Source organism: Candidatus Curtissbacteria bacterium, from assembly GCA_024654445.1.
Classification (GTDB): domain Bacteria; phylum Patescibacteriota; class Microgenomatia; order Curtissbacterales; family GWA2-41-24; genus JANLHP01.
Genome location: JANLHP010000029.1, coordinates 1 through 16,541, shown reverse-complemented (window position 1 = coordinate 16,541; position 16,541 = coordinate 1). Strand labels below are relative to the sequence as shown.

20 protein-coding genes, 1 pseudogene and 1 other annotated feature are annotated in these 16,541 nt (G+C 41.6%); of the genes and pseudogenes, 16 read left to right on the top strand and 5 right to left on the bottom strand.

What is annotated here, in order from left to right; all coding sequences use genetic code 11:
- Positions 1 to 23: 23 nt before the first annotated feature.
- The 7 genes from NUV69_05420 to NUV69_05390 are packed head-to-tail and all read left to right on the top strand — an operon-like array spanning position 24 to position 3,823.
- Entirely contained in the window at positions 24 to 1,373 is a 1,350-nt protein-coding gene (locus NUV69_05420) for an endonuclease Q family protein (GenBank protein MCR4325094.1), read from the top strand.
- Between the two features lie 14 nt (positions 1,374 to 1,387).
- Entirely contained in the window at positions 1,388 to 1,729 is a 342-nt protein-coding gene (locus NUV69_05415) for a DUF4870 domain-containing protein (GenBank protein MCR4325093.1), read from the top strand.
- A gap of 28 nt (positions 1,730 to 1,757) precedes the next feature.
- Positions 1,758 to 2,318, top strand: a complete 561-nt coding sequence (pth, locus tag NUV69_05410) for an aminoacyl-tRNA hydrolase (protein ID MCR4325092.1) — start codon at positions 1,758 to 1,760, stop codon at positions 2,316 to 2,318.
- 1 nt (position 2,319) lies between these two features.
- Entirely contained in the window at positions 2,320 to 3,036 is a 717-nt protein-coding gene (locus NUV69_05405; GenBank protein MCR4325091.1) for a DedA family protein, read from the top strand.
- Positions 2,984 to 3,304: an MGMT family protein gene (locus NUV69_05400; GenBank protein ID MCR4325090.1), complete on the top strand. Its 321-nt coding sequence runs from the start codon at positions 2,984 to 2,986 to the stop codon at positions 3,302 to 3,304. The genes NUV69_05405 and NUV69_05400 overlap by 53 nt, the downstream gene beginning before the upstream one ends.
- 56 nt (positions 3,305 to 3,360) lie before the next feature.
- Positions 3,361 to 3,573 (top strand): hypothetical protein, encoded by a 213-nt coding sequence (locus NUV69_05395; protein MCR4325089.1) that lies wholly within the window; start codon positions 3,361 to 3,363, stop codon positions 3,571 to 3,573.
- Positions 3,560 to 3,823, top strand: a complete 264-nt coding sequence (locus NUV69_05390; GenBank protein ID MCR4325088.1) for an acylphosphatase — start codon at positions 3,560 to 3,562, stop codon at positions 3,821 to 3,823. Before NUV69_05395 ends, NUV69_05390 begins: the two co-directional genes overlap by 14 nt.
- A 3-nt stretch (positions 3,824 to 3,826) precedes the next feature.
- Here the strand turns inward: NUV69_05390 and NUV69_05385 are convergent, their stop codons facing one another.
- Positions 3,827 to 4,588: a haloacid dehalogenase-like hydrolase gene (locus NUV69_05385; GenBank protein ID MCR4325087.1), complete on the bottom strand. Its 762-nt coding sequence runs from the start codon at positions 4,586 to 4,588 to the stop codon at positions 3,827 to 3,829.
- A gap of 270 nt (positions 4,589 to 4,858) precedes the next feature.
- Between NUV69_05385 and NUV69_05380 the strand changes: the two genes are divergently transcribed.
- Entirely contained in the window at positions 4,859 to 5,818 is a 960-nt protein-coding gene (locus NUV69_05380) for a thiamine-phosphate kinase (protein ID MCR4325086.1), read from the top strand.
- Positions 5,819 to 5,829: 11 nt separating this feature from the next.
- Entirely contained in the window at positions 5,830 to 6,360 is a 531-nt protein-coding gene (locus tag NUV69_05375) for an NUDIX domain-containing protein (protein ID MCR4325085.1), read from the top strand.
- Here the strand turns inward: NUV69_05375 and NUV69_05370 are convergent.
- The gene (locus tag NUV69_05370) at positions 6,346 to 6,993 is read right to left on the bottom strand and encodes a methyltransferase domain-containing protein (protein MCR4325084.1); all 648 of its coding nucleotides are present in this window, start codon (positions 6,991 to 6,993) and stop codon (positions 6,346 to 6,348) included. The genes NUV69_05375 and NUV69_05370 overlap by 15 nt on opposite strands.
- Before the next feature lie 79 nt (positions 6,994 to 7,072).
- Here NUV69_05370 and ispH point away from each other — a divergent pair, with 79 nt between their 5' ends.
- The 6 genes from ispH (at position 7,073) to NUV69_05340 (ending at position 12,978) form a co-directional block, all read left to right on the top strand.
- On the top strand, positions 7,073 to 8,107 hold the full coding sequence (ispH, locus tag NUV69_05365; GenBank protein ID MCR4325083.1) for a 4-hydroxy-3-methylbut-2-enyl diphosphate reductase: 1,035 nt from the start codon (positions 7,073 to 7,075) through the stop codon (positions 8,105 to 8,107).
- A gap of 5 nt (positions 8,108 to 8,112) precedes the next feature.
- A complete protein-coding gene (locus NUV69_05360) occupies positions 8,113 to 9,732 on the top strand; it encodes a polyprenyl synthetase family protein (protein MCR4325082.1) in 1,620 nt (539 codons plus the stop codon).
- 85 nt (positions 9,733 to 9,817) lie between these two features.
- On the top strand, positions 9,818 to 10,522 hold the full coding sequence (uppS, locus tag NUV69_05355) for a polyprenyl diphosphate synthase (GenBank protein MCR4325081.1): 705 nt from the start codon (positions 9,818 to 9,820) through the stop codon (positions 10,520 to 10,522).
- A 64-nt stretch (positions 10,523 to 10,586) separates the two neighbouring features.
- Entirely contained in the window at positions 10,587 to 11,861 is a 1,275-nt protein-coding gene (locus NUV69_05350; GenBank protein MCR4325080.1) for a hypothetical protein, read from the top strand.
- 47 nt (positions 11,862 to 11,908) lie between these two features.
- Positions 11,909 to 12,373: a cupin gene (locus NUV69_05345; protein ID MCR4325079.1), complete on the top strand. Its 465-nt coding sequence runs from the start codon at positions 11,909 to 11,911 to the stop codon at positions 12,371 to 12,373.
- Positions 12,370 to 12,978, top strand: coding sequence for a hypothetical protein (locus NUV69_05340; GenBank protein MCR4325078.1), 609 nt, complete (start codon positions 12,370 to 12,372; stop codon positions 12,976 to 12,978). Before NUV69_05345 ends, NUV69_05340 begins: the two co-directional genes overlap by 4 nt.
- Here NUV69_05340 and NUV69_05335 read toward each other — a convergent pair.
- Complete coding sequence (locus tag NUV69_05335; protein MCR4325077.1) at positions 12,975 to 13,400, bottom strand: hypothetical protein; 426 nt, start codon at positions 13,398 to 13,400, stop codon at positions 12,975 to 12,977. The genes NUV69_05340 and NUV69_05335 overlap by 4 nt on opposite strands.
- Before the next feature lie 220 nt (positions 13,401 to 13,620).
- Here NUV69_05335 and NUV69_05330 point away from each other — a divergent pair, with 220 nt between their 5' ends.
- Positions 13,621 to 14,148 (top strand): TrmH family RNA methyltransferase, encoded by a 528-nt coding sequence (locus tag NUV69_05330; GenBank protein MCR4325076.1) that lies wholly within the window; start codon positions 13,621 to 13,623, stop codon positions 14,146 to 14,148.
- Here NUV69_05330 and NUV69_05325 read toward each other — a convergent pair whose 3' ends face one another.
- Complete coding sequence (locus NUV69_05325; GenBank protein MCR4325075.1) at positions 14,149 to 14,589, bottom strand: prepilin-type N-terminal cleavage/methylation domain-containing protein; 441 nt, start codon at positions 14,587 to 14,589, stop codon at positions 14,149 to 14,151.
- A 390-nt stretch (positions 14,590 to 14,979) separates the two neighbouring features.
- Positions 14,980 to 15,060: pseudogene (locus tag NUV69_05320) on the bottom strand (prepilin-type N-terminal cleavage/methylation domain-containing protein).
- A gap of 498 nt (positions 15,061 to 15,558) precedes the next feature.
- Positions 15,559 to 16,442: a sequence feature (16S ribosomal RNA rRNA prediction is too short), on the top strand.
- Positions 16,443 to 16,541 lie beyond the last annotated feature (99 nt).

The following is a 16,541-nucleotide window of genomic DNA, read 5'->3' as shown; positions in this document are numbered from 1 at the left end:
TTTTTGATCAAAATGAGGCAGCAGTGAAGTTTGTTGCGGATCTTCATTTACACTCCAGATACTCCAGGGCGGTTTCTCAACAGATGAATTTACAAAATATGGCGCAGTTTGCCCGGCTAAAGGGCATTTCTGTTCTCGCAACTGGCGATTTTACGCATCCTTTTTGGTTTGACCATATTAAAAATCAGCTAGAGGAGACGGCCGAAGGTTTGTACAGATTAAAGCAGCCGGAAAATAGCCCGCAGCAGACAGTAGTCAGCAACGAACAGTCGGCTAGCGAGATCTTCTTCCTGCTTTCGTGCGAGATTTCTTCGATTTACAGTCAAGGCGGAAAAGGTAGACGAATACATAATCTTGTGATGTTTCCTAAGCTTTCTGATGTTGAAAAATTTAACAACGAACTTATAAAAAGGAGGGTCAATTTAAGGTCGGACGGAAGGCCAATTGTGGGTTTATCCGCAAAGGATGTAGCCTATATCGCGCTTGAAGTTTCGGATAAAGCGCTTGTTATTCCTGCTCACGCGTGGACACCATGGTTTTCGCTCTATGGTTCTTTTTCTGGTTTTGACAGTGTAGAAGAATGCTTCGGTGACATGGCCAAGTACATTTACGGAATTGAAAGCGGTCTTTCGAGTGATCCAGCTATGAATTGGGAAGTTGGAGATCTCGATAATCGCTCGATACTTTCTTTTTCGGATGCTCATTCACTAGAAAAAATGGGTAGAGAAGTGACGGTGTTTGAAGCGAATAACATTAGTTATGACGCAATTTATGGTGCCATTTCTGGCTCGTCCACTTCCCGTATTGCCTTTACGATTGAATTTTATCCTGAAGAGGGAAAATATCATTTTACAGGTCACAGAGATTGTAATGTCAGTTTGAGCCCTGCTGAAACTCGCGAAAAAGGAGAAAAATGTTCTGTTTGTGGTCGTAGTTTAACTGTTGGTGTAATGCATAGAGTAGAAGAACTTAAAACTATAAATCAGAAACAAGAAACTAGAGACAAGAATGGAGTAAAGTGGATATACCCCGACGGAGAATCAAGGCCGCCTTTTATTTCCTTGGTTCCTCTTTATGAAATTATTGCGGAAGCTTTGGAAGTTGGAGTTGGAACGCAAAAGGTTAACGACCAGTATATGTCGCTTGTAAACGTATTTGGGAGTGAATTCAACGTACTGCTTAAAGCAGAACTTGAGAAGATTGTCCGCTTTGGTGGTTCTAAATTAAGCGAGGCGATAGGCAAGGTAAGGAGTAGAGAAATCGTTGTTGAGCCCGGCTTCGATGGCAAATTTGGTATTGTTAAGATATGGAGCGGAACAACAGATGTTTCTGGGCAAAAAGACGAAGAATCGCAGTTAAATTTATTAGTGTAAAGGAGGTGATTTAATTGGCGCAAAGTGATAAAAGTAGAAATTTTGTCGCGGCACTTTCTTATTTCTTGGGTTTTATAACTGGAGTTGTCATTCTACTCGTAGAAAAAGATGACAAGTTTATAAGATTTCACGCGATGCAATCGACAGTAGTGTTTGGTTTTTTCTTTATCCTTAATATTTTAATTGGAATTATCTTTGGCAATTTAAGCTTTTTGGGCTTCTTGGCAACCGTTATCAACACGCTTATTTCGATTGCGGTTATAATTGTCTGGATAGTTTCGATGATCAAAGCTTATCAAGGTCAAATCTACAAGTGGCCTTGGGCAGGAGATTTTGCCGAAAGACAGGTAAAGTGATACTTCTGTAGTTTCAATAACTTTCAACATGAAATTAATCGTGGGTCTGGGTAATCCGGGCGAAAAATTCAAAAACAATCGACATAGTTTGGGTTTTATAGTTGTCGACATGTTTGCGATCATAAACGCTCTTTCGTGGCGCTACAGCCGCGATTTTATTTGCTACTATGCCAAATCTTCTGATTTTGTAATTATCAAACCATCAACATTTATGAATAAATCGGGTGAAGCCGTAAAGGCAGCTGCTGATTATTTTAAGATCGAGGCTAAAGACGTTTTGGTTGTTCACGATGAATTGGATCTGGATTTTGGCAAAATTAGGATCACATTCAATGGATCTAGCGCCGGACATAACGGAGTTGAATCTGTTGTTGAATCGCTGGGAACGCTCGATTTTTCTAGGCTACGAATAGGAATAGGTCATCCTAGAGATATTGAAGGTGGTCCAAGGGAGCCTAGCGATTATGTGCTTTCTGATTTTACTACGGATGAAAAGAAGAAGCTGTCTGAAGTTATTACGCGTGCGGATGGTGCCGTACAATCTTTTATAAGTGAGGGAGTTAATGCAACAATGAATCAGTTTAACTAACATGCCATCGTTTAGTGATCTTATAGCTTTAGTTGAGTACAGCATTATCAGGTGGGGACTTCTAATTATTCCAATCGGTGCATTTTTGGAAAATTCTGTTATTCTGGGGTTCGTTTTTCCAGGGGTGACGCTGATTTTTCTTTCGGGTTTCGCAGCTAGGTCAACCGATGCCAATATAGGTGTGATTATTGCTCTTGCAACTCTTGGTGCACTTATTGGTGACAATTTTGATTACTTTATAGGCAAGCACACTGGTAGGCTTTTGGATAAAAAACCTTTATTTGCTAGGCCGGTTGCGACAGTTGAGCCGCTTCTTAAAAAGCACGGAATTTGGGCAATTTTTGCGGGTAGATTTTCTGGCGTTTCACGAGCCTGGGTCGCGCTTGTTTGCGGCGTAACGAGATATCCTTATTGGAAATTTTTGATAGTTTCAGCTTTTTCCGCTTTGATATGGACATCGATATGGGTATTTGGTGGCTATGTGGTCGGGGGAGACAGGGAATTTATTGAAAGATGGTTAAACAGATTTTCGATAGTTGCATGGATTGTATTTGCTGGTATATTGGTTTATTACTTCCGTACAAGGATTAGATTAATAATCGATTTAATTGGTTATACAAGTAAAAAATATGGCACAAATATCAAAAACAGAGTCAAAAATAACCATGAACTTCAATCAGAAGGTTTGGGAGATAACGAAGAAAATTCCCAAAGGTAAAGTTTCCACATACGGCGAAATAGCCACGAAATTAGGTAACCCAAGGCTTGCAAGGCAGGTTGGGTGGGCGCTACATGCCAACGGCCGAAATTCTGATTCGTCAAATGTTCCTTGTCATAGAGTAGTTAACCGCGAAGGAAGGCTCGCGCCGAATTTCGCTTTTGATGGAGCTGATGAACAGAGGAAGAGGCTTGAGGTCGAAGGCGTAAAGTTTGTCAACAAAACACATGTAGATTTGGAGGCGAGTTTGTGGGTGCTGAACAAGTAAGTCATTCTCATCAAACGGGTGAGCGTAATTCTGGAAGAAAATGGACGATTGGGATAATGGCGGGGGCTTTATACACTATGAAAGAAGCGGGTTTTCCTATTAACCGTAAATATTTAGACGTTCATCACCCTGTTTTATGTGAAAGAATTCAAGATTATCCGGGAGGTTGGAGAAAGGTTGTCCAAGAAGCAGGTTTTGACCCAGCACAGGAAGCAGTAGGCCGAATCGGTTATAAAACAAGGAATAGTACAAAAAATGGTCAATCTTAAAATTTACGGAAAAGTTCATGGCGTTTTATTTCGTAGATATGCCAAAGCAGAGGCAGATGAATTAGGCTTGGTTGGATGGGTGAGAAACAACAAGGATGGATCGGTTGAGATTGTCGCTCAGGGAGACGAGGGGAAGCTTAAACAATTTGTAGATTGGTGCAAAAAAGGCCCGCCTATGGCAAATGTGGACAGAGTAGAGGAAGATTGGTTAAATGAGGGTGATGAATTCGAGGGGTTTTCTATAATTTGAATTTTAAGCCTCGAGCTTTCTGATTTCAGCTATTTTTTGAGTGACTCTGGAGATGATATTGTCTCTTCTGACGACTGAATCGTTCCAGCCTCGTTTTTCGATTTCCTCCATCATTTCTGGTTTTGGTTCAAGGATAAATCTATTATCAACGATTTCTAGGACTGGTAAATCTCCTTTGCTGTCACCAAATGCAAAAGAAGTTAGAGAATTGAACCCAGAACCAATAATATTTGTAACAATTTTTCGTTTTTCATCCTCTAAAGCCATGTTGACTCTTACGTTACCAGTATATTTATCGTCTACGACTTCTCCTTGCAGGAGAAATAAATTATTCGAAGGCATATTGAATCTTTCTGCAAAAGGCAGAAATGCTTCGTAGGGCGCACCTGAGACTGCATATAATTCTCCTTGAGATCTCATAATCTCAATCAAATCTTGCGTGAATGGCATAACGTCGTTTAAATATCCAGGTAGGAATTCTTTGCCTGCTTCCAGGACAGCAGATTGAGGCTTATCTTTTAATGCTTGATAGAAATGGTTTACAACGTTTTTGGCAAAAGTATCATAATTAATTTCGTCATCGTCATATTGTCTTTTGTCCTCTGTTATTTGATCGAGAGCGGGGTCTAAAATTAGGGTTTTATCTCTAAGGAATTTGGAAAATGCAAGTAAAGTAAATCCTTGATAAAGAGTATTATCTACGTCAAAAATGACGATAGCGCCTTCTTTCTGTTCCTGTTCAGCTTTATTTCGTTGAAGCTCCATTAAGATTGCTATTATAATCTATTTGTAAATTTTTAGTGGTTTAGATTATTATTTGCACATGGTTGAATTTGCTGAGCTAAAAGGTTCCTTCTCACAATTTAGAGCTAAGGCTCTTATTGACTACGATGTGGACTATAAGTCGAGAATAGTTTGTGAGGAACCAAGCTTAATTTTTTTGTTGAAGGCGGCTGTTCTAACAAACAGGCGATTATTGAAGATGAATGTGCCTCAGACCAGTGGTGTAGATCGTATCTGCCTAAGGGTTAAGATGTGAACGAACGAGAATTTGTTGATAGTCTAAGAAAAAGGTTCGAAAAACCCCCGGGATTGGTGAGCGACTGGATGGGCGATGATTGTGAAGTAATAGATATTGGAGATCCTGAAAATTATCTTCTACTCACTGTAGATACTTCTTCGGAAATGGTTGATTTCCCCCAAAATGCGCCTCCGTTTGAAGTGGGTTATTTTTGTGCAGCACTTAGTTTAAGTGATATTGCTGCCTGTGGGGGGAATCCTACAGGTGTTCTCGTTTCCTGTTCGGTTTCAAGGGAGTATATAGAAGAGATGCAACAAATTTATACAGGTATTGAAAAAGCGGTTAATGACGCTGGAACTGTAATACTAGGTGGGGACACAAATTCTGCGGGTGAATTTAGTCTTTCGGTTGTGAGTATTGGTAAGGTGAAGAAAGAAAACGTTTTGATGCGAAGAAGAGCTGGGGTAGACGACGTAGTGGCTGTCACGGGTTATTTAGACCGATTTAATTACGGCTATAGACAGTATGAGAATAATGTATCCGTGGGTTTTAGAAATATGCTCAGACAACCAGCACCAATTGAAGCTGGCAAGGTTTTGGCTGCTGTGGGTGGTGTTACCAGCTGTACAGATCTTCCTGATGGACTTGTAAAAACTTTATACGACAATAGTCCTAGTGGTTTGGGCTATTTGATAAATGATAAAGATATCCCGATACAGAATAAGAGGAGTGGAGTAGCCAATTTCATGTTAGCTTCAAGACCAGCAGGGGATATTCAGTTACTATTTACTTTTGAAAGATCTTCACTTGAGGCGATAGAGAGGGCTTTTTCTGAAAGAAGGTTGTCTCTTCAAGTTATTGGCGTGGTTACCGACAGTCCTGGGGTAAGGGTTAATACCCCACAAGGGTTGTTGGATGTTTCTGTTGATATTGGTTTTACGCATAAGTTTGATGACTATAAATTATTCACCTAAAATAACAACAAATGCCCGATGAAATCATTGATATAGTAGATGAAAAGGGTAGAAGGTTGGGTAAGAGCAGTAGGAGTGAAGCGTGCAAAATTGGTTTGCTTCATCCAGCTGTTAATATATTCGTAATTAATTCAAAGGGACAGGTATTTTTGCAACAAAGAAGTGCAAAAAAGTCTGCATTTCCGCTTTTTTGGGATGTTAGCGCATCGGAGCATTTAGTTTCTGGCGAGACTTTTAGGCAAGCAGCTGAAAGAGGATTATCTGAGGAGCTTTCAATGAAGGCTAGGGTGAGATTAATTAGACCGAAACATATTCAAAAGAGTGAGTACAAAAAGGGTAAAGAGATAGTTAAGGAATACGAACTTGTTGAGCTTTATCTTGCCAACTACGAAGGTGAAATTAATTTAAACAAGGAAGAGGTTAAAGAGGGGAAATTCGTAGATATAAAAGAGCTTGGAAAGTTTAGCAAAAATAATTTCACTCCTTGGGGCCTAGACGAGATAAGGTTTCTTATTAAAAACCCAGATTTATTTAAATATTAGAACGTTAAATCTGTAATCGGCGTTTTTATAATCCCTTAACGAATGATCAAAAATTCGTGCATCGGGAAATTGTTCACTAAACCAAGATTTGTCGTAGAAAATACGTGTTAAATTGTGTGTTTCAGGCCCTTTTAATTGTGTATATTCATCCTGTTTTGCTCGGTCTGGGAGATCCATTACTAAGAATGATCCACCAGGCGAAAGTGTGCGCATAACCTCACTAATTGCATCTCGAGCGTAATTAAGGTCAGGAAAGTATTGAAAGATAGAATGACAGAGTGTCTTATCAAAGCTTTCATCTTGAAAGGGTAACGAGTTTGCTGCCCCAACGACATTTCTTATGTAATAGGGTGAGTGTCTTATCATTTCGTGGTTTGCATCTAAACCTGTGATATTTTCTGTTGCAGAAATAAGTTCTCGTGTAATAAGTCCGGCGCCGCTTCCTAGGTCTAACACTCGATCTCCGGGCTGAATCCTAAGAAGTGTGACAATTTGTGCTTTAAGATCTGCGAGCCCATCTTCTGTGAGTTGAGCCAAAGGGTGGTCATAGCCGCTAATTGTTCTTAAATCCTCTGGCTGTTCGCCTTTTTGTCTATAGTAATCAAGCCAACTTCTGTAATTTTCTGTCTGCATGCCAGGAATTATAAGGTTTTTTTGCAAATTTCTCTTTTTTTAGTGCTTTTGGTGTATAATTAGGCTTCAAATTCGAAAAATGAGTCCTGAACTTTCAACCCAATCACAAGAAATGCCAAGCTTTGGTGTCGAAGAGGTACTTATTGCTGGTAATCGTGGACCATGCGCTGGTGTAAACATGGCTCTTGACGCTACTGATCAAGTATTAAGCATTGTGGATGGAAGAGAGCCTGTATATACAAACTGGCCTGTGGTTAACAATAGACGAATTGCTTCAGAACTTTCCGGTCGCGGACTTAACGTTTTTAACAACGATTGGTCGAAGGTTCCTGACGGCTCAATCGTAATGTTTTCAGCGCATGGAGTAACCCCAGAACATCACAGGATTGCAGGCGAAAAAGGATCTCTGACTGTCGATACAACTTGCCAACTTGTGACTAAGGTTCATAGTATGGCCCACGAGGCAGAAGCACAAGGCTTACATGTCGTTTATATTGGTAAGGAGGGTCATCCTGAAACCGTGGGAGTAATGTCCGAGGTTGATGAGGCGAATGTTGACCTTATAGATGCGGAATATGCTGCCAGAGATATCAATAAATTGAACATAGGAACCGGAGAAGACTGTATTGTGTATTCCCAAACAACTTTGATGCCAGACGAAGTTGTGGATATAGAAAAAACCTTGGCCAGAAGGTTTACCGATATCGAAATACCGGACAGAAACGGTATATGTTACGCGACTTTTAGTAGACAAAAAGCTGTTGAGAAGTTAGTTGAATCTGGAATTGGGCTTTTACTGGTTGTAGGGTCTCCCGAAAGTCATAATTCTCAGATGCTAAGACGCAAAGGCGAAAGGTTAAAAATTCCTTCATATTCTATTGATTACCCACATGAGTTGATGCCCGAATGGTTTACAGGTGTTCGTAAGGTTGGGGTAACATCCGGTGCTTCTGTCTTGGATCGTTTTATGGATGAAGTAGCTGTATGGATCGAAGCGAGGAGTCCAAGTGCTTCAAGATCTTATCAGGAGCAAGTTAAACGTGAACCAATGGATGCAAGATACCCACTTCCTGAAGAAAGTTTAGAGAGTTTGCGACAGCGCTTTTCTAAATAATTTGAATGAGGGCACAAACACTTCTTCTAGTAGACGATCACGACAAATTTAAAGGCTATGACACATATGACCATTGTCATACTGGCAAAGGCAAAAGGCACAGAGCGTTTGTAACGTTGCTTTTTGATCAGGGTAATAAAGTTCTCCTCCAGAAGCGTAAACATAGGCTTTTTGATGGCTATTGGGATTTAACGGCTATTTCTCACCCGCTTCACGTAGATGGGCATGATGAGAGCTTTCAGGAGGCTTCTGATCGCGCCTTAAAAAAGGAAATGGGTATAGATCATGTACGTATCGAAAACGTGGGAGCATTTAATTATTTTGCGAAGGATGGGGGAAATTGTGAGAACGAACATTGTGCTGTTCTAGTCGGCAAATATGATGGTGACTTCAAACCTAATAATAAAGAGGTCTACGATGTAAAGAAAGTTTCTTTTGATGAATTCCTCTCGGATGTGAAGAAGAACCATAAAAGTTATGCTCCTTGGACAAGACTTGCAGCTCAAGAACTGGAAGGTTATAGCCCCAATTTGTTAAAAGTAGAGCTTGATAAATTTTTAACTCACTACGATATTTACGCAAAAAAATACTTCGAGGCTAAAATTCGATCTACAAAGAAATATTCACCGATTGTTTCTGATTTTTATAAAAAACTTCAAGATTTTTCCGGCAGAGGGAAAAAAATGCGAGCGTTTTTGGTATGGCTTGGTTATCAAATAGGCGGGGGAAAAGACTTAAACAAGATTTTGCCGATTTCTTTGGCGTTTGAGTTGACTCAGAGTTTCTTTTTAATTCATGACGATATTATTGACAGGGCAACTTTAAGAAGAGGAAAACCGACCGTGCATAAAATCTTTGGCAAAAAGTTTGGCCCCACTTCGCCCCAATTTCGTACGAGTTTCGATAGGCAAACGGGGCTTCAAGGGGTAAATGAACACTACGGTGAAAGTATGGCGATAATTGCAGGAGACATAGCTGCCATTGAATTATTCGATCTTGTAAGTAATTCCGACTTTACTTCAGATTTAAAGATTTTGTGTCAAAAGGAGCTTGCCAAAGTTATTCTGGAAACTGCGTATGGTCAAATTTTAGACGTGGAATACGGCTATGTTGATGCAAGCTTGTCGGATGTAACAAAAGTGGCGGATTTGAAGGCTGCAAGGTATAGTTTTGTAGGCCCTCTGACGCTAGGCGCAATTCTTTCGGGAGCGGCGGAAAAACAACTGAAAGCGATCGAAGCTTTTGGGTTAACGGCTGGTCTTGCGTTTCAGATGCAAGATGATATTTTAGGGGTTTTCGGTGACGAGGCTGTTCTTGGTAAATCTACGATGTCGGACCTTTGGGAGGGGAAAAATACGATTTTGATTCATAAGACAAAAGAACTTGCAAAAGGTAGAGATCGCGATGACCTTGATAAAATTTGGGGCAATGAAGCCGCAAAAAATAAAGATCTTGAAAGAGTTGGCGCGATAATTACAAAAAGTGGAGCACTTGACTGGTGTAAACGAGAGAATAGGAGGCTAATTTCTCTTGCGAAGAAGGAAATAGGAAAAATTACAAACGATCAAGCTAAAAGGGCACTTTTTGGCCAAATTGCGGACTTTGTCATAAACAGGACCAAGTGACGGGAAGAATGCAAGTTGAAAAGATGCCTTACTATCTGATATCCTTTGAGTTGCTAAAGGGCCTGCTGGTGCAGGCTCAAATTTAATGTCTAAGCCAACAACACAAAAAGTTTTACCTCGGCACGTGGTGATAATCCCCGACGGAAATCGCAGGTGGGCAAAACTTCATGGTCTGGAGCCGATCGAAGGCCACAAGAAAGGCATAGAAACGGCTATGGATGTAGTCCGTGGATCTCGTGGTTTGGGTGTAAAAACGCTTACTCTGTGGGGTTTTTCTACGGAAAATTGGGGTCGAGGAGACAAAGAGGTCAAGTATTTAATGAGGCTGTATTCAGTATTTTTCAAAAAACACTTGAAGGAGTTGGTAAAAGAAGGCGTAAGGTTTCATTGGCTCGGTAGGCGCGATAGGGTACCTGCAAGGCTAAGGGGGATTCTGGAAAATATGGAAAATGCGACAGCAAAGAACTCGAATTATGTTCTTAACATATGTATCGATTACGGCGGACGCGACGAAATAATCAGAGCTTTCCGGAAAATTCTTAAAAAAGGTGTAAAATCTTCAAAAGTTGATGAACAACTTATTACCGCGAATCTGGAAACAGCAGGGCTCGATGATCCTGATCTTTTGATTAGAACTTCCGGCGAACAGCGAACTTCCGGAATTATGCCCTGGCAGACTGTCTATACGGAACTTTATTTTTCCAAGCAATATTTCCCAGACTTTTCTTTAGCGGAACTTAAGCGCGCGATGGCTGATTACTCCAGACGACAGCGCAGATACGGTCACTAACTTCTGTCCGAATTTTGTCAAGCCTAAATTTTTCACGGAGACCTAAAATTAATAGGACTCCTATATGACAACAGAAACGTCCCCTTCTTATACTGGTGTAGTTTCCGAGGTCGAAAACCGCAGAAGAATTCAAGAAATTCCTATTACTAATTTAAGAGAGGCCATTGCTCTGCTATCCTCTGAATCACAAGAAATTTTCCATAATTTGTACGAATTGGTCGATGGTAGGTTTGATAACGAGGGAAACCCGCGCAATAAAGGACGTATGACGATTCCCGCACCGATGCAAGAAAGAGTGGCCAATCTTTTTCGTGGGGCAGTAGAAAGTGATGATCTTAGAGATGTTGTGGATGCTGTGGAGGGTCAATGGACCGTGAGGATTATCGATAGATACTCCAAAAAGGCAGCTGTTTATAATCCTCTGAGAGCAAACAGGCCCATGGTTAGAGCAGGAACAAGCCGATTTGAAGATGATATCGAAGCCAGGAGGGATAACTGTGATCTTTGTGCCAGCGAGGGCAATACTCCGTATGACCAGTTCAGTCCGGGTATGAACTTGGAAGGTCTGACGGCGTTTCCAAATGTATCAAAAATGGGTGAATACAATATGATGATGGCTGGTCCTCATAACCCTTACGATCTTGATGGCAGGCAATTTGCGAATCAATTTTATAAGGCGATGGCTTTTGGACGCGCTGTTAACGAGAGTGATTCCGAAGCAGTTAATTTACTTTGGGGAATGAATTTTGGATATAAGGCTGGCGCGTCTCAGGTGCATCAACATTCTCAGGCACTTTTAGATAGAGGGAGCTTGCAGCAAGGTGAGTATGAAAGGTTTCATGAAACTGCGAAGACTTACGCTCGAGAATTCGAAGGCAGAGAGTACTTGAGAGATGTTTTGAAGGTTCACGAAGAATTAGGGCTGGCAAGACATTTTAAGGATGAAATGGCTGGAAATGGTTTGTGGGTTGTTATGCCTCTCACGCCTGCGAAAGAAAGATCTGTTCTAGTGATCGGGAACAATACTACTGATCACTTTGTAAGCCTCAGGATGATGCAGGTATCTTGGGGTGTGGTTGAATTTATGATGGACCGTGAAGAGGAAGGTGTTAGGGAATTCAATACTTATTTCTACATGCCTCCTTACGGAAGGGCACGTGAGGGTGGTTATTGGTCAGATTTTAAGCCTATGTTTTATTTCGTAGACCGGGGAAGCTCTGCCTCCCCAACAGCGGATATGGGTTTCATGGAAATGCAAGGAGCGGTGGTTCTTTCTAGTGATCCTAAGAAAGTCGTAACCAAATTATTTAATTACTTAGAAAGAAAAGGATTTGAATAAATTTCTTATCTGACTTTTGTACCTCTTTTTGCTAAAATATAAATCCTGTGGAAGTGACTGCGGAAATGTTGAAAATCAATACAGAAGGTTTTGTAAAAAGGGTGCTGAAGCCTTGGGGTTATGAGGACCACTATGTGACTGAAGATTTGCCTTACATGTTCAAGAACTTGCATATTGACGCCGGCAAAAGACTTTCGTTACAGAGGCATCTGCCTGGGGAGACATCTCCAGGGAAAGTTGAATCATGGGTGGTTGTAAGCGGTAAAGCAAAAGTTATTTGGGAAGACGCAACTGGAGAAATGATCGAAACTGAACTTAATCTGGGGGAAGGGTTTACCTCTGTCATTGGCCAAAAACATAGACTAGTTGGGATAACTGACTGCGATATCCATGAAGCATCGTCTCCCGAAGGCGATGGAACGACGGAGAGGTTGGAAGACGATTATAATAGGCCCGATGAAACCGCAGAAATGAGAGCTGATCCCAACAGAGGATGGAATCCAGACAAATGACAGACTACACGGGCAAACATTACGCATCGAGAACTCACGAAAAGATGATGGACGTTCTAAAAAATCAGGACGCTGAAGGTCCTGAGGTTCATTACCACATGGTTCGTGGGGGAAGCGATCAGAGGAACATTACAATTTGGGAGCCTGGGAAAATTGGAGACGAATATATCAAGACTTATGGGCATTATCACGTTGGAGACCTAGACGAAACGTACTGGGTTTTGTTTGGAGAAGGGATAGTGGTATTGCAGAAGAGGGCAGAGGATCAAGGGGACCCTGTTGACGATGAAATCGAAGCGATGTATGCGGTACACGTAAAACCAGGGGATGCGTTGTTTATCCCAAGCGGCTGGGGACATTTGGTTGCCAATATTTCCGAAACTTATTTTGTAACGGCAGACGATTCACCTGTAAATTTTGAAGAGGTAGATCCGGTTTCTTTGCCTGGGCATGCGGATTACGAAGCGGTTAAAAAAATGCAAGGATTCGCGTATTATGTTGTTGAAAAAGACGGAAAACCGGCTTTGGTTAAGAATGACAAATACAAAAAGGTGCCTGAACTTGAAATAACAGAAGCATCCGAGTACCCACTCAAAAAGTCTTAGTTCATAGACCGCAGCACATTTCTTACTTCTAGTGGCTCTTCGTACTTTTTAACGTGAATATCTTGAGTAGAAGACACATATGCGCTAGGGGGCATATTTTCGTGATAAGTTATCTCTGAAATGACATATCTGTCTCCGATAAACAATGTTTCGCCCTCTTTTGGCCAAAAACTGAATCTGCGAATTCCATCAGGCCTGTCCTTTTTCTGAAATGGGACGAATGGGAGTTTTTTACTGCGAGTAATTTCCACGTTGCTGTCGCAATACACATCCAGAATGAACCCTTCCGGCCCCCACCATCCTACGAGTCCTAACTCTTTATTTATTACTCGAGGTTTTTTAGCTGGAAAGGAAACGATTTTTGTATCTCTCATTCCTTCTGTTTCCACTACATTATGATTTCGATTTCGATCGGGAGACATGCTTGAATTATAGTTTCTGGCGCGGCCGATTTAAATAGGTAAAGGTTTTTTTGCTGCTGATTTCTATAAGTTGTATTTGTGTGGGGAAGTACGGTTCGATAGTTCGAACTATCGAACTAATAAATATGAGCAGAAGGTGTTTTAAAGATCCGAGAGTCAGAGGTGCGCGGATTGTATAGGAAATTTAGTATCTAGCGCAAATTGTTGGTAAAATTGGTGCGTGAAACTGAAAGCTGCACAATTAAGATCAAGTGATCCTACTGAGTCGCAACTTGCCAAGGTAAAACGCAGGCAGATTTATATTATTTGCGACAACATACTTGATACTTACAACATCGGGTCAATTTTCCGGCTTGCAGACGCTGTAGCGGCCTCAAAGGTGTATCTTTGCGGCAACAACATTGCTCTGCCTCCTTATCACAGAATTACTAAGGCCGCAGTCGGAACAGATAAGTGGGTTCCTTGGGAGCATGTAAGAACTACCAAGGTTGCCATTTTAAAGCTAAGGAAGCAAGTTCCGGGGATAAAAATTGTCGCGATCGAACAGGACAAGAAGAGCGTTGACTACCGCACTTTTGACTATGGTGAGCCGATTGCCTTTATTGTGGGTCACGAAACAACAGGGGTGAGTCGCGGAGTACTTGATCTTGCTGATGTGATTGTTGAGTTGCCTATATACGGAGTGAATGTTTCTTTAAATGTAATGGTTTCACTCGCGATTGTGCTTTATCGGGCGATCGAAAAGTAGTTATTGGGGACTTATTGTGTAGCTGGCATCTGTTGTACAAGCTTCTACCTTATCCGGATCTTTTTGGGTGTCAGTTCCATTTTCCAAACAGGCTGTGAGTGTGTAGGTTACGCAGTCTGTTGAGCAACTTCCGCCAGATGATGACGTTGGTGCGTATATATAATTGCTGTTTCTGGGGTCTCCGGGAACTTGCTTTATGTAATTTCCTTCCGGAGGGTCGAGAGAATTGAGGTCTTGCGCATAATAGAATGCCCCCGCGGAATCAAGTTTTTTCAACTCCAGAGCCTTCCGAATGCTATCGAGATCTGTTTTTCTTCTTGAATCTCTTCCTTTTTGCTGAGCTTTTGTGAAAGAAACCGTACCAATGGTGGCTAAAATACCGATAATGGTAATAACTACAAGAAGTTCGACGAGGGTAAATCCGCGCTTAATGTTGGGCATTAACTATACTATACAATTTTTAGAGAAGCGTTTGTAGAATTAAGGATTGCTTATTGTGTAGCTAGCAGCGTAGCTTGCGCAACCGGCTTTGACGGCATCTTTGGAGTTGTCGTTACCGTTTTCAAGACAGGCGGTAAGTGTATAGCTCGTGCAAGCAGTAGTACAAGCTGCTGGTGCTGGTGTGTAGACATATGTTGCGGACGGTGCTTGCGGATCTGTGGGAATCTTTTTAATGTAACCTGGAGTTTCAAGTGACGCTGTGTTCATTTGTTGCGGGTAGAATCCGCCGGTGCTATCGCTTTTGGCGAGTTCAAACGCTTTTTTAAGAGCGTCAAGATCACCTTTTCTGCGACCATCTCTTGCTTTTCCTTGAGCGCTACTGAAAGAGGCGATTGCTATTGTTGCAAGTATTCCGATAATTGTGATGACGATGAGCAGTTCGATGAGGGTAAATCCGCGCTTGACTTTTATATTGGGCATTAACTTAACGATAAGTTGTTGCTACTATCGTTGTCAAGTGAGCAATTTAGGTTCAAATCTATAAAAGTTTGACTCGAAAGCTACACATTGACAACTTGTGCCCGGGGAAGGTAGAATGGCTTTCGCTACCATAACGGGTGGCCAAGGCCTGGAAAGCCTTGTTTACAACTTGTTTTTGCACATTAACAACTGAAGAGAAAATAAATCCACTCTTCAGTTTTTCTTTGTCTAATGCAAAGGGAAAATTGCCCACCTATTCTTACTTTGTGTCTTTTTGTACTATTCGTACGCGACACAAAGAGCGAATTTTGGCGGACTGCAGTTTTCTTTTGCAAAACTTTGAATTCTGAAAAGTGGTACCCAAAATATGCAAGACGTAAGTTTTGCAAAGTTTGAAGAGTATGGTTAAAAACCATGATCTTCGTACAATTCTAAAAAGAGTAAATCGAGTAAGATCATAACTTTGATTTTCAAAAGTAATTTTGAATTTTTTTTGAGAGTTTGATCCTGGCTCAGGATGAACGCTGGCGGCGTGCCTTAGGCATGCAAGTCGAACGATCTTGTCCAAAGGACAAGATTACAAATGATAACGAATGACTTCTAATTTGTACGAATTAGTTGTTCGATTAGTTCAAATTTGTAACCTTGCCCTGCGGGCAAGGTAGTGGCGGAAGGGTGAGTAACGCGTGGGAACGTACCATTTGGTGGAGTATAGCCTTCCGAAAGGAGGGGTAATACTGCATAACCTCGTAAGAGTAAAGGGCTTAACCGCCCGCCGAGTGAGCGGCCTACGTCCTATCAGCTTGTTGGTGAGGTAACTGCTTACCAAGGCTATGACGGGTATCTGGACTGAGAGGTCGGCCAGACACAAGGGAACTGAGACACGGTCCCTACACCTACGGGTGGCAGCAACCGGGAATCTTGGACAATGGACGAAAGTCTGATCCAGCGACGCCGCGTGGGGGAAGAAGGCCTTCGGGTTGTAAACTCCTTTTGCAGTTCATAATGGACTGAGAATAAGCACCTGCCAACTACGTGCCAGCAGCCGCGGTGATACGTAGGGTGCAAGCGTTATCCGGATTTACTGGGCGTAAAGAGTGTCGTAGGCGGCCAGATAAGTGATTCGTGAAATCTTCCGACTCAATCGGGAAACTGCGGGTCATACTATTTGGCTAGAGTGATTTCGGGAAGACTGGAATTCTCGGTGTAGGGGTGAAATCCGTTGATATCGAGAAGAACACCAAGGGCGAAGGCAGATCTTTAGGAGTTTACTGACGCTGATGAACGAAAGCTTGGGTAGCAAAAGGGATTGTAATGGTCCCCTCCGACAGCAATGTCGGAAGTTTAACCAACTATATCGGTGAACATCCTTGTGTTTTGGGTTATATTCGTATAACCTTAAGATATGAGGACAATACCGAGGGAAGTTAACTTTAAATTGGTTAAGAAGCCATTTCGATTAAATAAAATTC

What these genes read in the sequence shown, in the direction of transcription:
- pth (MCR4325092.1), top strand. Translation starts at nt 1,758, where the DNA reads ATGAAATTAATCGTGGGTCTGGGTAATCCGGGCGAAAAATTCAAAAAC.
- NUV69_05405 (MCR4325091.1), top strand. Translation starts at nt 2,320, where the DNA reads ATGCCATCGTTTAGTGATCTTATAGCTTTAGTTGAGTACAGCATTATC.
- NUV69_05400 (MCR4325090.1), top strand. Translation starts at nt 2,984, where the DNA reads ATGAACTTCAATCAGAAGGTTTGGGAGATAACGAAGAAAATTCCCAAA.
- NUV69_05395 (MCR4325089.1), top strand. Translation starts at nt 3,361, where the DNA reads ATGGCGGGGGCTTTATACACTATGAAAGAAGCGGGTTTTCCTATTAAC.
- NUV69_05390 (MCR4325088.1), top strand. Translation starts at nt 3,560, where the DNA reads ATGGTCAATCTTAAAATTTACGGAAAAGTTCATGGCGTTTTATTTCGT.
- NUV69_05385 (MCR4325087.1), bottom strand. Translation starts at nt 4,588, where the DNA reads ATGGAGCTTCAACGAAATAAAGCTGAACAGGAACAGAAAGAAGGCGCT.
- NUV69_05375 (MCR4325085.1), top strand. Translation starts at nt 5,830, where the DNA reads ATGCCCGATGAAATCATTGATATAGTAGATGAAAAGGGTAGAAGGTTG.
- NUV69_05370 (MCR4325084.1), bottom strand. Translation starts at nt 6,993, where the DNA reads ATGCAGACAGAAAATTACAGAAGTTGGCTTGATTACTATAGACAAAAA.
- ispH (MCR4325083.1), top strand. Translation starts at nt 7,073, where the DNA reads ATGAGTCCTGAACTTTCAACCCAATCACAAGAAATGCCAAGCTTTGGT.
- NUV69_05360 (MCR4325082.1), top strand. Translation starts at nt 8,113, where the DNA reads ATGAGGGCACAAACACTTCTTCTAGTAGACGATCACGACAAATTTAAA.
- uppS (MCR4325081.1), top strand. Translation starts at nt 9,818, where the DNA reads ATGTCTAAGCCAACAACACAAAAAGTTTTACCTCGGCACGTGGTGATA.
- NUV69_05350 (MCR4325080.1), top strand. Translation starts at nt 10,587, where the DNA reads ATGACAACAGAAACGTCCCCTTCTTATACTGGTGTAGTTTCCGAGGTC.
- NUV69_05340 (MCR4325078.1), top strand. Translation starts at nt 12,370, where the DNA reads ATGACAGACTACACGGGCAAACATTACGCATCGAGAACTCACGAAAAG.
- NUV69_05335 (MCR4325077.1), bottom strand. Translation starts at nt 13,400, where the DNA reads ATGTCTCCCGATCGAAATCGAAATCATAATGTAGTGGAAACAGAAGGA.
- NUV69_05325 (MCR4325075.1), bottom strand. Translation starts at nt 14,589, where the DNA reads ATGCCCAACATTAAGCGCGGATTTACCCTCGTCGAACTTCTTGTAGTT.